The organism is Dyadobacter jiangsuensis, assembly GCF_003014695.1.
Classification (GTDB): Bacteria; Bacteroidota; Bacteroidia; order Cytophagales; family Spirosomataceae; genus Dyadobacter; species Dyadobacter jiangsuensis.
The window spans coordinates 333,473-351,189 of sequence record NZ_PYAS01000005.1 but is presented as its reverse complement, the minus strand read 5'-3'; the positions used below and the strand labels follow the sequence as shown (position 1 = coordinate 351,189).

Sequence of the window (17,717 nt, the reverse complement as noted above, 5' to 3'; positions counted from 1 at the left end):
TATGCGATACAAAATTTACCTGTCGCCTCCGCATATGAGCGGGCGGGAGATGAAGTACATTCAGGAAGCGTTTGATAGCAACTGGATTGCGCATATCGGACCGAATATCGACGCGTTCGAAGCAGAGCTATGCCAATATACCGGCAGCAAATATGCATTGGCCGTATCGTCGGGTACAGCTGCCATACACCTTGCATTGCTTGCTATGGGCATTGGCAAGGGCGATATTGTGCTCTGTCAGTCATTGACTTTCGTGGCCACTGCAAATCCGATCATGTACGTAGGCGCGACACCCGTTTTTATCGATAGCGAGGCTACTACCTGGAATATGTGCCCTAATGCGTTGGAAGATGCAATACTGCATTATCTGCAAATGGGTCAAAAGCCAAAAGCAGTGATTGTAATGCATTTATACGGCATGCCTGCCATGCTCGACGAGATTTTGTATTTGTGCAGGAAATATGGGATCCCTTTGATAGAGGACGCTGCGGAGGCTTTGGGTTCTGAGTATAAAGGCAGGAAAGTAGGTACGTTTGGTGATATCGGAATTTTCTCTTTTAATGGAAATAAAATCATTACGACATCCGGAGGCGGGGCATTGCTGTCGGATAATGCGGGGCTTGTAGAAAAAGCACGTTTTCTGGCCACGCAGGCGCGTGAGCCTGTCGCGCATTACGAGCATAGCGCGGTGGGGTACAACTATCGGATGAGCAATGTTTGTGCGGGAATAGGGCGGGGGCAGTTGGAGGTAGTCGGTGAGAGAGTCTGGATGCGCCGGGGCAACTTTCAGTTTTATCAAATTTCCCTGCACAAAAACCCTGGTATCGATTTTCAGGATGGAGCCATCGATATGTTTTCGAATCGTTGGCTAACTGCGCTGACAATCGCAGGTGAATGCCCCTCGCTTGTTCATAATGCACTTTTGGCAAATGGTATCGAATCGCGGCCCGTGTGGAAGCCGATGCATTGCCAGCAAATATACAAAACGCTACCCCGGTTTGGAGGTAGCGTTTCAGAAAGGTTGTTTCATCAAGGACTTTGCTTGCCTTCAGGGTCAAATCTTAGTGACGATGACAGAAAGCTTATAGCCTCGATCGTAGACGATTGCTTCAAAACTTAGTTTTGAATCTCAATTTCAAATTGAAGCGGAGAATAGGGAAGGATCGAGCTGCTTCCGTTTTTGCCATACGCAAGTGCAGAAGGAAATACGATAATTGCTTTTTCACCCTTTCTCATTTTTCTGATAGCCCGGTCGAAGCCAGGGATGGTGTTGGGGCTGCCGGTAATGAAGCTGGCTGTACGTTCGTCGAATTTAGTGTCGTCGAGGAGCCTTCCCACATATTTCACGTTCACGGATTTGCCCACGCCGATCGTATCGCCTGTTACAGTGTTGGCTCTAACGATTACCAGGTTATCTGTGCTTCTTTCCGACACGGTGTAACCTTTTTTGGCAATGAAATCATCGATTTGCTGAGGCTCCGTACGTGTTTTGATAAATTCTACTTCCAGTCGAATAGGAGAATAGGCTGGGATATTAACACGGTCAACAGCACCCGAAGCCAAGTAGTAAGGCAAAAAGAAGGTAGTTTTTTCGCCGACCCTCATTTTGAAAATACCGATTTCAATACCGCCCCAGTATACATTTCCGCCGGCGGGGAAAGAGAATTCCGTTTTGTTATCCTCAACAGAAGAAATAACCTTCGTTCCGTTCAGCAAATAACCCGTGTATTTGATGGTTGCCGCATCGCCGGGCTGCGCTTTCAGACCAGCCGGATTAGACTTTCTGACAATATAATAGAGGCCGGTAGAATCCCTCACTGCCTTTGAACCCAAGCTGTCCGCCTGCAACGCGGCTTGGATAGCTGCTTCATTTTCGGCGATTTTCTCTTCGTCCCTGCTCGATACATCTTTCATACAAGATGAGACCCCGATCGCCATCGTCAGTAGTACACACCACACCAGATTAATACGCTTCATTTCTTTTCTAAGTAATTAATGGGATTGTTTTAGTTTCAGGGTAGACTCGGAGGAGTTAAAATTGGTTGTAATTACGAGTGAAAAACGTCGATTTTTACATTTTTTTCAAAGTATTTGCAAAATGGTGATAGCGGACACTGGAAGCACTGCGGGTTGCGCGCGGTACACACGTAGCGCCCGTGCAAGATGAGCCAGTGATGCGCCTTGTGGATCAAATGCTTCGGAATATGGGCTACCAATTCCTTTTCCACAGCCAATGGCGTTTTTGCGGTCATCGGTACAAGCCCAAGTCTTCTAGACACCCTGAAAACATGCGTATCAACCGCCATTGCCGGCATGCTGAAAATCACCGAGGCGATGACATTGGCTGTTTTACGCCCTACACCGGGCAACTTTTGCAATTCTTCCACGGTGGAAGGTACCTCCGAGTGAAACTGCTCGACCAGCATCCTTCCCAATCCTACGAGGTGCTTGGCTTTGTTATTAGGGTAGGATATGGATCTGATATAGGTAAATACTTCCTCCGAATTGGAGGCGGCGAGCGACTCTGGATCCGGAAAGCGCTCGAAAAGTTTTGGCGTGACCATATTCACACGCTTGTCGGTACATTGCGCGGATAGTACCACTGCCACTAACAGCTCGTACGGGTTGGAATAATGCAATTCGGTTTCGGGCTCCGGGAAATTCTGGGTGAAATAGTCCAGGAAGTGTTTATAGCGTTCTTTTTTTAGCATAATACGATCATGGTCCTATGAAGGAAGAGGTTCCGACATAGAAATCTACTGGGAACAGTAGCCTGCTGGCGGGTTTCCGTTCCGAATCTTAAAAATAATGACAATTTCCAGCTACCGCACCGATAGCTGGAAACAAAAAAATCTGCCGACTCGTCCTAGTAAAGGAGTGCAGCAGACCTTTTAGAAGAGAATTGTCGCGAGTATCTGAAAACTTCTGAAATCACGTTCTCGGAAGGAGTCCGAGTGATCTTGTTCATCTGATTCTGGATTTCCAGGGAATCGAGATAAAAGTTCATCAAGTTGTCGTCAAGAGCGAGCGCCTCAACAATCTGTTCATTTTCATTCTCAGTTGTTTCGGCATATAGATACCTTACAACATCATCGTAAGTAAAGGTTTTTGTCATACTGTGGGGCACGTTGGTTAAATTGCTTACGCAGGTTTATCAACGCGTAACGCATTCTACCCAATGCCGTATTAATACTCACACCCGTGGCGTCCGCAATTTCCTGAAAGCTCATGTCCTCATAGTGGCGCATGATCAGAACTTGCTTCTGCACGTCGGGCAACCGCTGGATCATCTCCCGCAGCTGCTCATGTGTTTCCTGACGAATCTGGATCGACTCAACGGAATCTTCCGAAAAATCCAGCGTGTTGAAAACACTGCTCCCATCTTCGAACACTACATTGGGGTAGCGTTTATCGCGTCTGAAATAATCAATGGCGAGGTTGTGTGCGATTCGTATAATCCACGGTAGGAACTTACCTTCGTCGTTATATCTCCCACCTTTTATTGTGTCAACAGCTTTTATAAATGTATCCTGTAATAAATCTTCGGCTACATATTGATCCTTGACAATCAGATAAATAGTGGTGTATATTCTCGACTTATGGCGCTGAACAAGCTTTTCGAAAGCCTTCTCATTGCCCCGGATATACAATGTTACCAACTCACTGTCGCTAACTTGGACTTTCTCCATTTTACTATTCGATTTAGTTAACGTAGAGCAGTTGATCGATATTGTTTCTCCTTTCTGGTTTGGTGAAAAATTAGATGTGACTTTTCGGCATTTCGAATTATACGAATCAAAGAAATGGATTTGAAAAATAATTTGCAAATGTTTGAGTTTCTTTTTGCAGAAAAATTATTTCCCGTTAACAGATGTTAACAAGTTGTGCATGTTTTAGATGCATTGCATTCGTTGTTACCAGGTCGTAGACATATTAGAATAAATAATAGTACTTAATAAATAATCTACGAAGCGCGTGTCGAGTTAGATCGATTTTCGTATATCGGGCCCTACTTTTTTCGGCCGGACATCGTAATTTCACTTTTCTTATAAAAATTGAATTTTTGCCAGATATGAAATACAAGCATATCTTCTTCGATTTGGATCACACACTTTGGGATTTTGAAAGAAATTCGTCCGAATCCCTGGAAGAGATTTTTCACCATCACCAGCTTACCCGCTACGGAATCCCGTCTCTGGAAGCATTTGTGTGCTCTTTCCTTAAAATTAATACTGCATTATGGGATGCGTTCGATCGGGGACAGCTGCACCATAGCTATATACGTGAGAACCGTTTCAGAATGGTTTTTGAGGAACTCGGCGCGGAATGCCCGCCCGAGCATACGGAAATCGGGGAGCTGTACCTTACTTCGCTGCCTACCAAAAAGCATTTGCTGGAAGGCGCGCTCGATTTGCTGAACTATGTGTCCACCGCGGGCTATGGAATGCACATTATTACAAACGGGTTCAACGAAATCCAGGCAAGGAAAATCGCGAGCTCGGAGATCGGCCATTTCTTCGATCATGTGGTGACGTTCGAAACCGCCAGTGCCAAAAAGCCGGACCGCCGTATTTTCGAGTTTGCATTGGAACTGGCGCAAACCACAGCGGAAGAAAGCCTGATGGTAGGCGACAACTGGATCGCGGATATTCTCGGCGCAAAACAGGTCGGTATGGATACGGTGTATCTCAATCCGGCGGGTTTGAAGTTCGATGAATCGCCTACCTATAATATCAAAAGGCTGGAAGAACTTATGCAGGTCTTGTAACAACGCCGGCCGTCAGGCTGGATCAGCTTCGTAATAGCGGATGTGTTTTTCTTTTAAAAACTGTTTGATCACATCCACATGCACGCATTGCCCGACGTTCAGGAACGGGTAATTGGAGACCCGTTTGCGGTGCCCGTCGATAGTTACCTCGCGGTTCACCTGGTCGAAGCCGAGATGCAGGTGGCGTGTGGAACTCTGCATTCCATAAATGATGCCGTTCTGGTCAAACAGCGGTCCGCCACTTTGGCCGCGTAATCCTGGCGTGCTCATTTCGATGCCGACAACCTCGCTGTTGTCACCGATATGGCGGGTGATAATGCCGTCGATCGGAAAGCTGGGCGTCTTAATCTTCCCTTCGGTTGTCCATTCGATGTCTCCCGTATGCTTATTGTACCGGTAGTTGGTGAACTCCGGGAACGGATAACCCAGCCGGCACAAATAGCGGCCCTGCTTCACCATCCTGGAATCTTTCAGGAACCGGGCGTGAGACTGGTATTGCTTCGATTCGTAGTTCCGGAATTGGATAATGGCCAGATCCTGCGTCGGATGCAGGTGGATCGTAAGCCCTTTGTAGGCCGATACGCAATGGATGAAATTGAAAAGTATGCGAATCGGGCTGTCAGACGCGATCTTGTATTTTGTTTCCAGCAAATTACGCTGTGTGGCAAGGCCAGGGTCTTTCTCGAATTTGCGAAGTTCGCCCTTGAATTTCAGGTAGTTTTCGTAAATACTATTCGCATGAAGGATTTGCCGGGCTACGTGCCTGCACGTTACCGCAAAGCCATCTTCATTTACAAAAAACAATGTAGCAGTACCTGGAACGATGTCGCTCCCTGCGTAATAACGGATGATAAAGTGAACCGGACGGGTAAACTGATCTATTTTTTCAATAGCATCAACAAACATACAAAACTGGCCGAAGCCGCATCGAACTAAGGGTGGGTAAAGGGAACGAGTGCCTCCGTTTGATCCCAGCTCAGGACCATATTGACACCATTGGGGATTTCTTCAAAATAGATCTGGAATACTTCCTGAACTGACGGGCGGATCCGAATCGGAACTTCTACATTCATGACATTCTTGCCGTCATTGTAATCTGTACCCCATTGTCCGGTTTCGGAGTTCAGGATGATTTTCCAGGTACTCTGTCCCGGCACTGAAAAAAGCGAATAGGTGCCGGCTCTAACCGGCTTTCCGCCCATTATTATATCTTTTTCAAATTCTACAAGTGTCGCTTCGTTGGCTCCGGTACGCCATACCTTGCCGTAGGGCAGCAATGCCTTGTCCTGTTCCCTGCCGAAAATCATCCGACCTTTTTTGCTGGGCTGTCCGTAAGAGATTTTAATCTTAACTCCATTCAGACTGGTTTCCGCGACTGCCTCGGGACTGAATGATTTGGTATATTTCCTGACTCCCCAAAAGCCTGCGAATGCAACGATGATCAAGGCAAAGACAATCAGTAGAATTCTTTTCATAAATCAAGGACAGAAGATTTTATAGAAGGTATAGCTGACCGAAAGGCGCACGTAAAAGTAGGTATCTTTTACGGAAGGATCGCCCTGCTGGAATTTATCGGTCGAGGTAGGATCGCCGCCGAGGTTGTCGAGGTAATCTGTGAAAGTTTTCCGTGTACCATATTCCAATCCTATGTTCCATGGGCGGCGAATCTGGTATTTGATACCCACACCATAAGGCAGTACAAGCCCCGATGTTTTGTAGGAGGCAGTTTGGATATTCGGATTAAACTTATTGAAACCAAGCCCTCCGAACACATAAGGGCTCCAATTGACAGCGAACCGGCGGTCCTGGAAATTGAGGAAGTTATATTCAGCTACGGCGCTGCCTTCAAATATCGTAGTTCGGAACGACATATTCCTGACCTGCTGGAACGGGTCGTCGCTTTTACTGTCATCGGCACCGATGAGTCCTCCCGCAACCTCGGCGCGAAGCGAAAGGGCCTGGTTGGGATTGAAGCGGAAGAACAGGCTTCCGGCAGGTTTGAAAAAACGGAGCCGAAAAGTAGGCGAGATGTCTCCCCGATAATTAAAGCCTCCAATGCCTGCCCCGAACTCGATCCGCTGTGCACGTACCTGTGCGATGGTCAGAAAAAAACAAATACCTGCCAGCATCACAACCGGCAAGTATTTCCGCAGCAGCGGCCGTTCATTCAAAAGTCTGAAAATGTATTTCAACGGGGTAAGTCTATTATCTCAGTGGAGGACATTTAACCTGCGAAGGCAACATATAATGGACGGTGATCATACCAAACAGGTAAGCATCTTTTTGGGTTGGACTATTACCGCGTTCTGTACCGGGTGCCCCAAATCCGGTAGTAGGTAGTTTTGCAAATGGATCTTCGCCAGCCGCTAAGGCACCCGGATAGTTGGCATCCATGAATTTCCTCACATCGTTGGTTCTGTCTGTCCCCTTACGCGCGGCAAATTTCTCGGTAGTACGGTTGGCCACTAATGCCGCTGTTGGATTATCCGCAAAAAGCGCTGGGTCGGCGTAGGCACCATGTGCGTCGTCCAGGTAATCTGTGAATGTCTTGCGGTAACCCAGCTCAGCTGAAATGTCGAATTTGGAATTGATTTTATAGCGGACGCCGATACCCAGAGGAATCGCAAACTGAACTAATGAATAAGGCTTGGCATATCCTTCATTGCCCTGGCCTTCCGTTCCAAGCGGCTGCAATTTTACCCAGTCGCCGTTCAGCGAATCAAGTGCTTTTGGGTTATGAGCCGTCAGTGCGACACCGGCGAAGAGGTACCAGCCCAGTTGCGGGCGGCGATCATAGCTGCGGTTGTCGGGCGTGAGCTTATAAATACCCTGAATCGAAAACTCTTTCAGGTCGTTGCGGAAATGAAGGTTCCGCGCATAGTAAATACTGGTGACGTGTTTCGAATCGCGGTTCATGATGTAGTCGTCACCGGCGATTCTCGCGTAAATGAAGCTAGCGCGTGCAGCAAGGCGTGGTGTAAAGTGGCGTGTGTAGTTTCCGCCGACGCTCCAGCGGATCATTTTGAAGGTAGAAGCCAGCGGGCGACGGTATGGCGCAAGATCACCATAATAGCTCGACGTACCAATACCAAAACCTGCCGTAGAATAAGGAACGAAGAAACCTCTGTTCTGTGCTTTTACGTCTTTGGCAGACAGTAGCAGCCCCAGGATCAAGGTTAAAGCCAACGCTCCGGATACTCTTCTCAAGTCGAAATTTCTACGCATTTTCAGATCGATTTTTTTGCAAAAATAGAATAGTTGTTGGTTTTCTTCAGGATGCAACACCATTTCAACGACAAATCTTCCTTATCATTGTGTACTCAAAAAGCGCCACAGAAAATGATTTCGAGTAACCAGCTACGGTTTTCTTATTCCGCTCAGAAAAAATTCAGCTTCCCCGATATTCATTGCAACGACAAAGAAACACTCCTGATCCTTGGTCAGTCGGGTAAGGGAAAAACTACGCTGCTGCATTTGCTGGCGCTGCTGCTCACGCCGGAATCGGGCGAGGTAGTGATCGCGGGTAAATCTGTGAAAAATCTGACGCCTCAGGAAATTACTGTCACACGTGCCAAAAACATCGGCATTATCTATCAGCGGCCCCATTTCGTGAGTTCACTTTCGGTATTGGATAACATTTTGCTGTCCAACTACCTGGCCAACCAGAAGGAAGATCACCAAAAAGCGCGGCAATTGGCCGAGCAGCTGGGTTTTGCGGATCATTTGTCCAAAAAAACAAACCAGCTCAGCCAGGGCGAGCAGCAGCGTGTAAGCATTGCGCGGTCGCTGATGAATAACCCCAATATCATACTTGCCGATGAACCTACATCCAACCTCGACGATGATAATTGCCAGCGCGTGATCCAGCTTTTGAAAAAGCAGTCGGCGCAAATAGGTGCAAGCCTGGTGGTGGTTACCCACGACCAGCGCCTCAAAGACGAGTTTTCTAACCAGGTTTTTTTGTAAAACAATTCCCATGAACCTATTCAAGATCAGCATTGCCAATCTCAGGGAAAAGAAGCTCAACAGCTTTTTGAGTGCATTGTTGCTGACGCTCGGTATCGGCATGATCTCCCTGCTTTTGCTGCTGAACAAACAGCTCGACGAACAGTTCAAACGTAACTTAAAAGGCATCGATATGGTGGTAGGAGCCAAAGGCAGCCCGTTGCAGGTGATCCTTTCGAGCATTTACCAGATCGACGCGCCCACCGGGAATATCCCGCTCGCGGAGGTGAATGCGCTCCGGAAAAATCCGTTTGTGAAAACAGTTATTCCATTGTCAATGGGTGACAATTACCAGGGTTTTCGCATTCTGGGCACTACGCCGAAATACACCGAGCACTTCAAGGCAAAACTCGCCGAGGGGCATTTATATAATGCATCCATGGAAGTGACGATCGGCAGCAAGGTCGCGCGGGATTCAAAATTGAAAATAGGAGACCAGTTTTCGGGCTCGCATGGTCTGGATTCGGAGGGCGAGAAGCATGAGGATAAGAAATATAAGGTCGTTGGCATATTTCAGCCTAGCGGTACGGTGGTAGACCAACTGATTATCACCCGTCTTTCGAGTGTTTGGGATATCCATGAGCATTCCGAAGGGGCAGAAGCTCCGGAGGTCGCGGAAGTAGAGCACGCCGACGGGCAAATACACACAGATCCCGAACCAGACGAAGAAGGCAAGAACGTAACCAGCGCATTGATCCAGTTCCGTAACCCGATGGGGCTGATGACCATCCCGCGGCAGATCAATGACAATACTTCCATGCAAGCCGCATTGCCCAGCATCGAGATCAACCGGTTGTTCTCCCTCCTCGGTGTAGGAATCGAAACATTACGGACGCTGGCGCTGATCATTATTTCCATTGCGGGGGTCAGCGTTTTTATCTCCTTGTATAACTCATTGAAAGACAGAAAATACGAAATGGCCCTAATGCTTTCCATGGGCGCCACGCGCACGAGGCTTTTTTTGATGCTGTTGATCGAAGGCCTGTCGCTGGCTGTAATCGGTTTTTTTGTCGGTATCATTGCCAGCCGCATCGGTTTGTGGGTGTTTTCCAAATCAGCTGAGCAGGATTTCCATTACTCGCTCGGCAAATTTGCGCTGCTGCCGGAAGAAATTTACCTATTTTTCGGCGCGCTGGCGATTGGTGTCGTGGCGGCTGCACTGCCGTCGCTCGGTATTTACCGGTTGAATATCTCGCGGACATTGGCGGAGGAATGATAATGTGTGTAAATTTGTAAACCGGTACAAATCATTGTAATACAAAATTGGAATACTGATGAAATCTGTCAAAATCAGCATATTGTTCTTCTGCATCGTTTCATTGTTCGCTTTCAAACCGGCGGTTGAACCGGTGAAACTGACCTGGGAAACCCTGCGGGACGTTACTTTTAAAAAGAAATGGTATGCCGAAGAATCGATCTACATGCTGCACCCGACGTTCGGGCCGAGCGTGCAGAAGCTGAAAAACCAGCAGGTTTCGATTACGGGTTACATTCTGCCGGTGGATCTGGAAGCCAATTTGTATGTATTATCCGCATTTCCGTTCAGCGCGTGCTTTTTCTGCGGAGGAGCGGGACCGGAAACGGTTATGACCCTGAATTTCAAGAAGAAGGACGGGAAGAAATTTAAAACCGACGAGCGCCTTACTTTCACCGGTACATTGAAACTCAATGCCGATGATATTTACCAGATGAACTACATTCTGGACGGCGCGGAGATCGTCAAATGATCAGACGCCGATCAGGCGCCAAACTCCTGATATAAAGAATAATACGAGTCCTACGGGCGTGAGCACCTTCCAGCCGAGGTACATGAGCTGGTCTACGCGCAGACGTGGGAGCGTCCAGCGTGCCCACATCTGAATCAGAATACCGAACAATGCTTTCGATAGCAACCAGAAAATACCGGTAACATAGCCAAAGAAGGTTCCCGGAGCCCCACTGGTCCAGTCGGCCAGCTTCAAAGGCCCGATATTAGGCAGCGGCGTGTTCCAGCTTCCCAGGAAAAGAATAGCCCCCAGCAACGACACCAGCAGCATCATGCCGTATTCCGATAGCATGAACAGCGCCCAGCGCATTCCGGAATATTCGGTGTGAAAACCTGCCACGAGCTCCGATTCACCTTCTGGAAGGTCGAAGGGTGCACGATTACATTCGGCCAGTGAGGCGATGAAGAAAACAACGTATGCAATGAGCAGAAACGGATTGCGCACGATATTCCAGGTTAGGAACCCGCCCACACCGCTCACATCGATTCCCAGTTCGCGCATGCCAAACAGGTATATGGTTTCGGGAGTATAAATGCCTTGCTGGTAACTGATAACCTGTAAATCGAGCGTCTGAGTGAGCATAATCACACAGAGTATCGAAAGGCCCAATGGTATTTCGTAGGAGACGATCTGAGCCACTGCACGCATGGCGCCGTATAATGCAAACTTGTTGTTGGAGCCCCAGCCCGCCATCAGCAGCCCGATTACGTCTACGGAAACGATCGTCAGCAGGAAGAATACCCCCACTGCGGCACCCGATCCCGCGAGCTCCGGTGCGAGCGGAACCACCGCAAATCCTGCAAAAACAGAGATGAATATGACAAATGGCGCAATGAGAAACAGCTTCCGGTCGGCGGCTTTGGGTACAATATCCTCTTTTTGAAGCAGTTTGAGCAAATCGGCGAAAAGCTGCAATAACCCCCATTTCCCAACTTCCATAGGCCCGAGGCGGTCCTGAATAAAGGCCGAAACCTTCCGTTCCAGATACACACCGATCACGACAAAGCCGGGGACGAGCAGGAGGAAAATGATGAGCGTAAAAGGCATTAAATGCTATCTGAACAATGGTTTGACGCAAAAGTAAGTAAAAAACTTACTCATCTTCGTCTGTCTGCCCCTTATATCCCGATTCCTGCAAAATTCGGCCGGCATTATCCATCGCCATGAGATCGGTGAGCTTTGTGTCCGGATTTTCGGACAAAAACCGGCTCACAATCCGCCAACCGACCCACCGGCCGATCGCGCCTGGTACCTTGTTGCCAATTTCGGTAGTGAATGGGCGGTCGTCGATGAACTTGCGCTTTTTCAGGTCGCTTTTTTCGTAGAGCAGTTTGCTGGAAATGAAATAAGCCCAAATGTCGGTTTGGCTATTGTAGGTTTTTCTCAAATCCTCCTCCGAATAGCCGATGATGAGGCTGTCGGGTGTTTGCGGCATAATCTGCTTCACAAACTCATAGCCTTTGCCATAACCTATCATGTCGGATAGCAGCGTCTGGTCGCCGACATTCATGAAATTGAATTGATTGGATTCAAAGAAAACGATCGACGGCACAATGTACTCGCGCTGGTAACGGCGGAGCTGGTACTCATATACGTTAGGCCGGTAGCGCGCAGCCGGGCCGCCGAAATAATCGAGGCCGATCACGATCAGCGAATCGGAAATATAAAGGTCGTTGCCGGTGAACCCGGTGACGATAAAATCGACTTCGGGAATCCTGAATTGGGGATAATGGTATTTAATTTGCTTGAATGCATCGGTGAGCGGATTGAGGATACGGATTTGGCGGTCGCCGATGATCGAATCGAGCTGTGCACGGAATGCCTGTAAATCCGGATTTTGCGATATTGTAAACAAATGCGCCGCCAGTTTCGCAGGCTCGACGGGCGCATCCGTGAAATAGGCTTTGGCAAGATAAGGGTGGCTGTCGAGGAACTTTTGTACATCTTCTACTGATTTGCAGGAGAACAGCTCCTCGTCGAGGTTTTTGGAAGCCAGTTCAACCCGGATATTGCTGGTGTCCGCCTCTTTGCGCTGATCGGTTTTACACGAAAATTGGAGGAAAGCTACAAACAGAATGCACAATAAGGACCTGAAATAAACCATTTGGCGGAGAGAATATATGTCGGAACAAGTTTCAAAAGTAGAAAAAAAACGCATAAGCATCCTGGGCTGCGGCTGGCTGGGGTTTCCATTAGCTAAACGGTTACTCGGCAGCGGTATTACATCGCAGGTGAAAGGCAGTACCACTTCGAAGGACAAGCTGGATCAATTTGCCGCCGCCGGTATCGACGGTTACCTGCTGCCATTAAGCCCGGAAGACGGCCTGGACGCAAGCATTTCAGAGCCGTTTTTCGATTCGGACGTCATCGTGATTTCCATCCCGCCGCGCATGTCGCAAAATGTGGCCGGTAACTATTCTGCCCAAATGCGGATGGTCGCCGAAGCGATTCGCCAATCTCCGGCGAAGGAAATCGTTTTGGTAAGCTCAACCGGGGTGTACCGCGACCTGAGCCAGACGGCCGTAGAACCGGATGTACAACTGCCCGAGCATTCGGCCCAGCCCGAAATGGTAGCCGCGGAGAATGCAATCGCCGCATTAAGGCCCGAAAGAACGGTGACGATCCTAAGAATGAGCGGTCTGCTCGGCTACAACCGCATCCCGGGGAAATATGTACAAGGCCAAAAAGATATGACTACCGGCGATATTCCCGTGAACTACATTCACAGAGACGATGCGGCGGGCATTATCAAAGCCATTATCCAGCAGGGTATTCAAAACGAGACATTCAATATCACCGCACCGTTTCACCCTACACGCAGCGAGGTGTATGTCGATTCCTGTGCGCAATTCGGATGGGAAGCGCCGACATTCAAAATACCGGAGCAGCACCCGCCCTTTAAACTAATTTCAGGGGACAAATTTTCGAAAACCTATCATTACGAGTTCAAATACCCCGATCCGCTGCTGTTTCATTATGAGAGTTTATGAGTCGAAAGTTTATGAGTCCGAAGTTGAAAGTTCATAAGTTTAGAATTAAATCCATTTAACTCATGAACTCTTAACTCATGAACTCCAACAACGCAAAAAATCCGCAGGATCAACTCTGCGGATTTTATTATTTATAAACCAAAAAGTGTATTACTGGGCTCCTAGCAGTTCGGTCAGCTTGGTTTCAAGCGCCGCGCCGCGGAGGTTTTTTGCAATGATCTTGCCTTCTTTATCGAGCAGGAATGTGGCCGGGATCGCATTCACACCGTAAGTCTGTGCCACTCCGGAATTCCATTTCTTCAACTCCGAACCGTGCAGCCAGGTCAGTTTATCGCGTTCGATAGCCGTTTTCCAGGCTTTTTCGTTATCATCCAACGATACCCCGAAGATATCGAAGCCTTTGTCTTTGAACTTCCCGTACATACGCACGACATTCGGGTTTTCCATCCGGCAGGGTCCGCACCACGATGCCCAGAAGTCGATCAGTACATATTTCCCGCGCAATGACGACAATGCGATTTGCTTGCCTTCCGGGCTGTTGAGTGTGAAATCGGGAGCGACTTCGCCGACAGCCAGGCCCGCCATTCTTTTGACAGAGCCGATAAAACCTTTCGCCAGCGTAGGCACGGGTTCTACTTTGGAATAATCATCGGCCAGCTTTTTCAGCACGTCGAGGTCGTTTTCAGGCGTGAGGAAGTTGTTGGCAGCAAAAAGCGCGATCAGCGATGTCCCCATTTCCGGAATCATCTGGCGTAATGTAGTTACCCTTTCCTTTTCAGCCGCCTGGTAAGCCTGCTGTATTTCCTGGATTTTTTTAGTGTCTTTTTTCTCTTCCGCTGCCGCATATGCCTCGTTCCAGCCGCTTACTTTCGCCGAGAATGCCTGCATCAGCTGGTCGACTTTGGCATAGTACTCCATGTTTTTGGAGCCGGTAATGGATACCTTTCCGCCGTTGCCTTTATCGTCTCGCTGGGTACCATCGGCAATGATATTGAAGGTCTCTCCGCCTTCCACGAGCAAAGGGAATTTCTGCCGGTCGGCGATGTTGACGGTAAAAAAGCTGCCGCGGTCTTTATCTACACCTTTTAGTGTGAAGCTGCCGTCGGTGCTTAATAATGCGGAATCGAGTTTAACAGAAGATCCGGCTGCTGTGGATTGTGACAGAATGACTTTTTCGCCTTTAGAACCACTTTTGACCTTCCCATTGATGGTAAAGCCTTTCGGTTCGATCTGCGCCAGGGCCTGGAAACTCAGCAATGCGCCTCCCAAAACCCATGCACTCTGTTTGATAAATGCCTTCATGATCTTCTGTAACTGATTGTCAAATGTGTGATCTATAACTTTTGCGCCAGCAGCTGGTTCACAAGCTTGGGATCGGCAGCTCCGTTCGATTTCTTCATTACTTCGCCGACGAACAATCCCATCAATCCTTTTTTACCTTTTCTATAAGCGGCAACCTTGTCGGGCATTGCGCCGATTACCTCATCTACCAACGTTTCAAGCTCGTTTGTATTGCTGTTTTGCAGCCAGTTATTTGAAGATGCGATCTCCGACGGCTGGCGGCCAGGCTCTTCCAGCATGACAGGGAAAACCTTCTGCGCAGCCACGGAATGGCTCACTGCACCCGATTCGTTCAGCTCGATCAAAGCTGCCAGGTTTCCGGCGCTGATCGGGAAATGCGCGATGTCGCCGTGGTGATCGTTCAGGTACGATTTCACAGGGCCCATCAGCCAGTTCGATACTGTTTTGAAATGCGTTGTTTGAGCGCAAACGGCTTCGAAATACTCGGCCAGTTCGCGGGTATCGGTGAGTACCGCCGAGTCGTAAGCCGGAATACCATATTGATTCACAAATTTCTCGCGCAGCTCGTGCGGTAATGCTGGCATACTTGCCTTGATGCTTTCCAGCCATTCGTCCGAAACCACAACCGGGCTCAGGTCGGGATCGGGGAAGTAACGGTAATCGTTCATCGTCTCTTTTACGCGCATTCCGTAAGTCTGCCCGCTCTCCACGTCGAACATCCGCGTTTCCTGCTGGATCGTCTCGCCGTTTTCGAGCATGGCTGCCTGGCGGCGCTCTTCGTAGGCGATCGCACGCATCATGTTGCGGATCGAGTTCATGTTTTTGATCTCGACTTTGGTACCGTATTGCTCCGCGCCCTTCTTGCGCAACGACACGTTCACGTCCGCGCGCAGGGAACCTTCCTCCATATTACCATCGCTGATGCCCAGGTAGCGTACCAGGCGACGGATCTCAGTCACAAATGCACCTGTTTCCTCTGCCGAACGCAAATCCGGTTCCGAAACCATTTCCACCAGGGGCGTTCCGGCACGGTTGTAATCGAGCATTGTTTCGGTATGGCTACCGTCGTGTACCGACTTCCCTGCATCTTCCTCCAAGTGGATATGGTGAAAACGGATTGTTTTCTCAGTGAATTTACCGTCGTGTTTGAACGAAATATGCACGCCACCCTGCTCGCAGATCGGTTTTTTGTCCTGCGAGATCTGGTAACCTTTCGGAAGGTCGGGATAAAAGTAGTTTTTGCGGTCGAAAATCGTCCTTTTGCTGATCGAACACCCGCAGGCGATGCCGAGGCGGATGGCGTATTCGACTGCTTTTTTATTGACTTTGGGCAGAGTACCGGGCAATGCGATCGTCAGCGGACCGATATTGGTGTTAGGTTCTGTGCCGAAAATGTTGAAATCGCGGGTAAACAGCTTGGATTCCGTCAGAAGCTGGCAATGTACTTCGAGCCCGATTACGGTTTCATAAGCGGCCAGAAGTTCATCGGTAACGTCAGCGGGGTGAATTGCAGTTTGACTCATATTATATGCTAATGCTTTCGCAAAGATACAAATACGGGCCGTCCATAGCATGAACGACCCGTATTTTATGGTATATAGCCGGTTTTGCCAGGGATCAGAGTGAGTTGATCCAGTTGGCGATTACGATAATGTCAGCTTTTGGAACGTGTGCAAGGGGCGCCATTGGAGGGTAGCCAGGCCAGTGTTCCGGTTTTGGGTTGTGAACCAGCTCCACGATCTGGTCCGGGGTATATTTTTTCTTCGCAACTTCTGAATACGCAGGGCCGATTACCTTGTCATAAGCCTGGTGGCAAGCAAAGCAGGCGTGTTTGTTCAGCAATGCAGAAACGTCTGCGGGAACGGGTTTGCGCTTAGGCGCCGCCGCCGGAGCGTCTGCTGCGGGAGCAGCTGCTGCTGATGTATCGCCGGTTGCAGCTGGGGTTGCTGCCGGTGCTGCTGCTTTCTCTGCTGCCGCGGCGCTAGCCTGCTCTGCTGCGGCTTTTCTATCGCTCTGAAGTTTCACGAGGGCCGCTTCCTCACGCGATTTGCTTCCTGAGCCATACCATTGATCATATTTGTCACGGTCTTCCTTGGAAGAACAACCGATGAAGAAAGAAACTGCCAGGGCCATCAGGGCCAAAGAAGCGCTTTTTTTGAGTGTCATTTTGTTAAGTTTTAAGAATTTTCGCCAGATTGAGGTTGCGATACCAAATCGACCACGAAGAAAGCAAGTTTGCGTTAGATTTCCTTCATGCTCCGAATAGAAATTCGGACAATTCTTGAAATCACCGAATTGTATTCGCTTGTCCGACAACCGCTTATCCACAGGTGGCTTTTAGTAAAATCAGGAAAATTTCTTGTTTATTTGTCTGTAATTGTTGCGATTAATGCAAAATGTCTTTACTTTTGCACTCCTATTTGTAAAACGATGTAAAGCAATGGCTAAGAAAGGTAATAGAGTACAGGTCATTTTGGAATGCACTGAACAAAAAGAAAGCGGTGTTCCAGGCATGTCACGTTACGTGACCACAAAAAATCGGAAGAATACGCCAGGCCGTATGGAATTGAAGAAATTCAACTCTTTCCTGAGACGTTACACAGTCCACAAAGAAATTAAGTAAGTTCGTTTGTTACCCGTTAACTGTCACGTGAAGCTGATCAATAACTGGGTAAGCGCGCAACAGTTAATTACTAACATTATAACTTCTAACTGATATACAGACATGGCAAAGAAAGTAGTTGCTACCCTGAAAAAAGAAGGCGGTAAAGCATTCGCGAAAGTGATCAAAGCCGTAAAATCTCCTAAAACAGGAGCTTATACCTTCAAAGAAGAAATCGTTCCCCTGGATGGTGTGCAGGGTGCATTGAAAAACTAATCTTCGGC

The 17,717-nt window shown here is 48.5% G+C and carries 20 protein-coding genes; 8 read left to right on the top strand and 12 right to left on the bottom strand.

Annotated elements, in window-relative coordinates; all coding sequences use genetic code 11:
- The first annotated feature begins 1 nt into the window (after window position 1).
- A complete protein-coding gene (locus CLV60_RS12675) occupies window positions 2–1,120 on the top strand; it encodes a DegT/DnrJ/EryC1/StrS family aminotransferase (RefSeq protein ID WP_106595738.1) in 1,119 nt (372 codons plus the stop codon).
- Here CLV60_RS12675 and CLV60_RS12670 read toward each other — a convergent pair.
- The 3 genes from CLV60_RS12670 to CLV60_RS12655 form a co-directional block, all read right to left on the bottom strand.
- A complete protein-coding gene (locus CLV60_RS12670; RefSeq protein ID WP_106595737.1) occupies window positions 1,117–1,977 on the bottom strand; it encodes an FKBP-type peptidyl-prolyl cis-trans isomerase in 861 nt (286 codons plus the stop codon). The two genes, CLV60_RS12675 and CLV60_RS12670, sit on opposite strands and share 4 nt — an antisense overlap.
- Window positions 1,978–2,048: 71 nt before the next feature.
- Window positions 2,049–2,711, bottom strand: a complete 663-nt coding sequence (nth, locus tag CLV60_RS12665) for an endonuclease III (protein WP_106595736.1) — start codon at window positions 2,709–2,711, stop codon at window positions 2,049–2,051.
- Between the two features lie 378 nt (window positions 2,712–3,089).
- Window positions 3,090–3,689, bottom strand: a complete 600-nt coding sequence (locus CLV60_RS12655; RefSeq protein ID WP_015813074.1) for an RNA polymerase sigma factor — start codon at window positions 3,687–3,689, stop codon at window positions 3,090–3,092.
- Between the two features lie 383 nt (window positions 3,690–4,072).
- Here CLV60_RS12655 and CLV60_RS12650 point away from each other — a divergent pair, with 383 nt between their 5' ends.
- The gene (locus CLV60_RS12650; RefSeq protein ID WP_106595735.1) at window positions 4,073–4,768 is read left to right on the top strand and encodes a YjjG family noncanonical pyrimidine nucleotidase; all 696 of its coding nucleotides are present in this window, start codon (window positions 4,073–4,075) and stop codon (window positions 4,766–4,768) included.
- Window positions 4,769–4,780: 12 nt separating this feature from the next.
- Here CLV60_RS12650 and CLV60_RS12645 read toward each other — a convergent pair whose 3' ends face one another.
- From CLV60_RS12645 to CLV60_RS12630, 4 genes are read right to left on the bottom strand one after another with little or no spacing between them, the layout of a single operon-like run.
- The gene (locus tag CLV60_RS12645) at window positions 4,781–5,674 is read right to left on the bottom strand and encodes a trypsin-like peptidase domain-containing protein (RefSeq protein ID WP_106595734.1); all 894 of its coding nucleotides are present in this window, start codon (window positions 5,672–5,674) and stop codon (window positions 4,781–4,783) included.
- A 26-nt stretch (window positions 5,675–5,700) separates the two neighbouring features.
- Window positions 5,701–6,243 carry a DUF2911 domain-containing protein gene (locus CLV60_RS12640; protein ID WP_106595733.1) on the bottom strand — a complete coding sequence of 181 codons (543 nt, stop codon included), beginning with the start codon at window positions 6,241–6,243 and terminating at the stop codon, window positions 5,701–5,703.
- 3 nt (window positions 6,244–6,246) lie between these two features.
- The gene (porG, locus tag CLV60_RS12635; protein WP_229210944.1) at window positions 6,247–6,960 is read right to left on the bottom strand and encodes a type IX secretion system protein PorG; all 714 of its coding nucleotides are present in this window, start codon (window positions 6,958–6,960) and stop codon (window positions 6,247–6,249) included.
- A 13-nt stretch (window positions 6,961–6,973) separates the two neighbouring features.
- The gene (locus CLV60_RS12630; protein ID WP_229210943.1) at window positions 6,974–7,993 is read right to left on the bottom strand and encodes a hypothetical protein; all 1,020 of its coding nucleotides are present in this window, start codon (window positions 7,991–7,993) and stop codon (window positions 6,974–6,976) included.
- Between the two features lie 114 nt (window positions 7,994–8,107).
- Between CLV60_RS12630 and CLV60_RS12625 the strand changes: the two genes are divergently transcribed.
- The 3 genes from CLV60_RS12625 to CLV60_RS12615 are packed head-to-tail and all read left to right on the top strand — an operon-like array spanning window position 8,108 to window position 10,500.
- A complete protein-coding gene (locus tag CLV60_RS12625) occupies window positions 8,108–8,734 on the top strand; it encodes an ABC transporter ATP-binding protein (protein WP_106595731.1) in 627 nt (208 codons plus the stop codon).
- A gap of 10 nt (window positions 8,735–8,744) precedes the next feature.
- Complete coding sequence (locus CLV60_RS12620) at window positions 8,745–9,989, top strand: ABC transporter permease (RefSeq protein WP_106595730.1); 1,245 nt, start codon at window positions 8,745–8,747, stop codon at window positions 9,987–9,989.
- A 58-nt stretch (window positions 9,990–10,047) separates the two neighbouring features.
- A complete protein-coding gene (locus CLV60_RS12615; RefSeq protein ID WP_106595729.1) occupies window positions 10,048–10,500 on the top strand; it encodes a DUF3299 domain-containing protein in 453 nt (150 codons plus the stop codon).
- On the opposite strand, the gene CLV60_RS12610 is transcribed toward CLV60_RS12615, so the two are convergent.
- Complete coding sequence (locus CLV60_RS12610) at window positions 10,501–11,586, bottom strand: complex I subunit 1/NuoH family protein (RefSeq protein WP_106595728.1); 1,086 nt, start codon at window positions 11,584–11,586, stop codon at window positions 10,501–10,503.
- A gap of 46 nt (window positions 11,587–11,632) precedes the next feature.
- Window positions 11,633–12,643, bottom strand: a complete 1,011-nt coding sequence (locus CLV60_RS12605) for a gliding motility protein GldB-related protein (protein ID WP_106595727.1) — start codon at window positions 12,641–12,643, stop codon at window positions 11,633–11,635.
- 16 nt (window positions 12,644–12,659) lie between these two features.
- On the opposite strand from CLV60_RS12605, the gene CLV60_RS12600 reads away from it, so the two are divergent.
- Window positions 12,660–13,529, top strand: a complete 870-nt coding sequence (locus tag CLV60_RS12600) for an NAD(P)H-binding protein (protein WP_106595726.1) — start codon at window positions 12,660–12,662, stop codon at window positions 13,527–13,529.
- Between the two features lie 150 nt (window positions 13,530–13,679).
- Here the strand turns inward: CLV60_RS12600 and CLV60_RS12595 are convergent, their stop codons facing one another.
- From CLV60_RS12595 to CLV60_RS12585, 3 genes are all read right to left on the bottom strand, one after another.
- Entirely contained in the window at window positions 13,680–14,831 is a 1,152-nt protein-coding gene (locus CLV60_RS12595) for a TlpA disulfide reductase family protein (RefSeq protein ID WP_229210942.1), read from the bottom strand.
- Between the two features lie 32 nt (window positions 14,832–14,863).
- The gene (gatB, locus tag CLV60_RS12590) at window positions 14,864–16,354 is read right to left on the bottom strand and encodes an Asp-tRNA(Asn)/Glu-tRNA(Gln) amidotransferase subunit GatB (protein ID WP_106595860.1); all 1,491 of its coding nucleotides are present in this window, start codon (window positions 16,352–16,354) and stop codon (window positions 14,864–14,866) included.
- A 94-nt stretch (window positions 16,355–16,448) separates the two neighbouring features.
- The gene (locus tag CLV60_RS12585) at window positions 16,449–16,997 is read right to left on the bottom strand and encodes a c-type cytochrome (protein WP_106595725.1); all 549 of its coding nucleotides are present in this window, start codon (window positions 16,995–16,997) and stop codon (window positions 16,449–16,451) included.
- Between the two features lie 274 nt (window positions 16,998–17,271).
- Here CLV60_RS12585 and rpmG point away from each other — a divergent pair, with 274 nt between their 5' ends.
- Both rpmG and CLV60_RS12575 read left to right on the top strand, forming a co-directional pair.
- Window positions 17,272–17,454, top strand: a complete 183-nt coding sequence (rpmG, locus tag CLV60_RS12580) for a 50S ribosomal protein L33 (protein ID WP_019944752.1) — start codon at window positions 17,272–17,274, stop codon at window positions 17,452–17,454.
- Window positions 17,455–17,556: 102 nt separating this feature from the next.
- Window positions 17,557–17,709 carry a DUF4295 domain-containing protein gene (locus CLV60_RS12575; protein WP_015813059.1) on the top strand — a complete coding sequence of 51 codons (153 nt, stop codon included), beginning with the start codon at window positions 17,557–17,559 and terminating at the stop codon, window positions 17,707–17,709.
- Window positions 17,710–17,717: the final 8 nt, after the last annotated feature.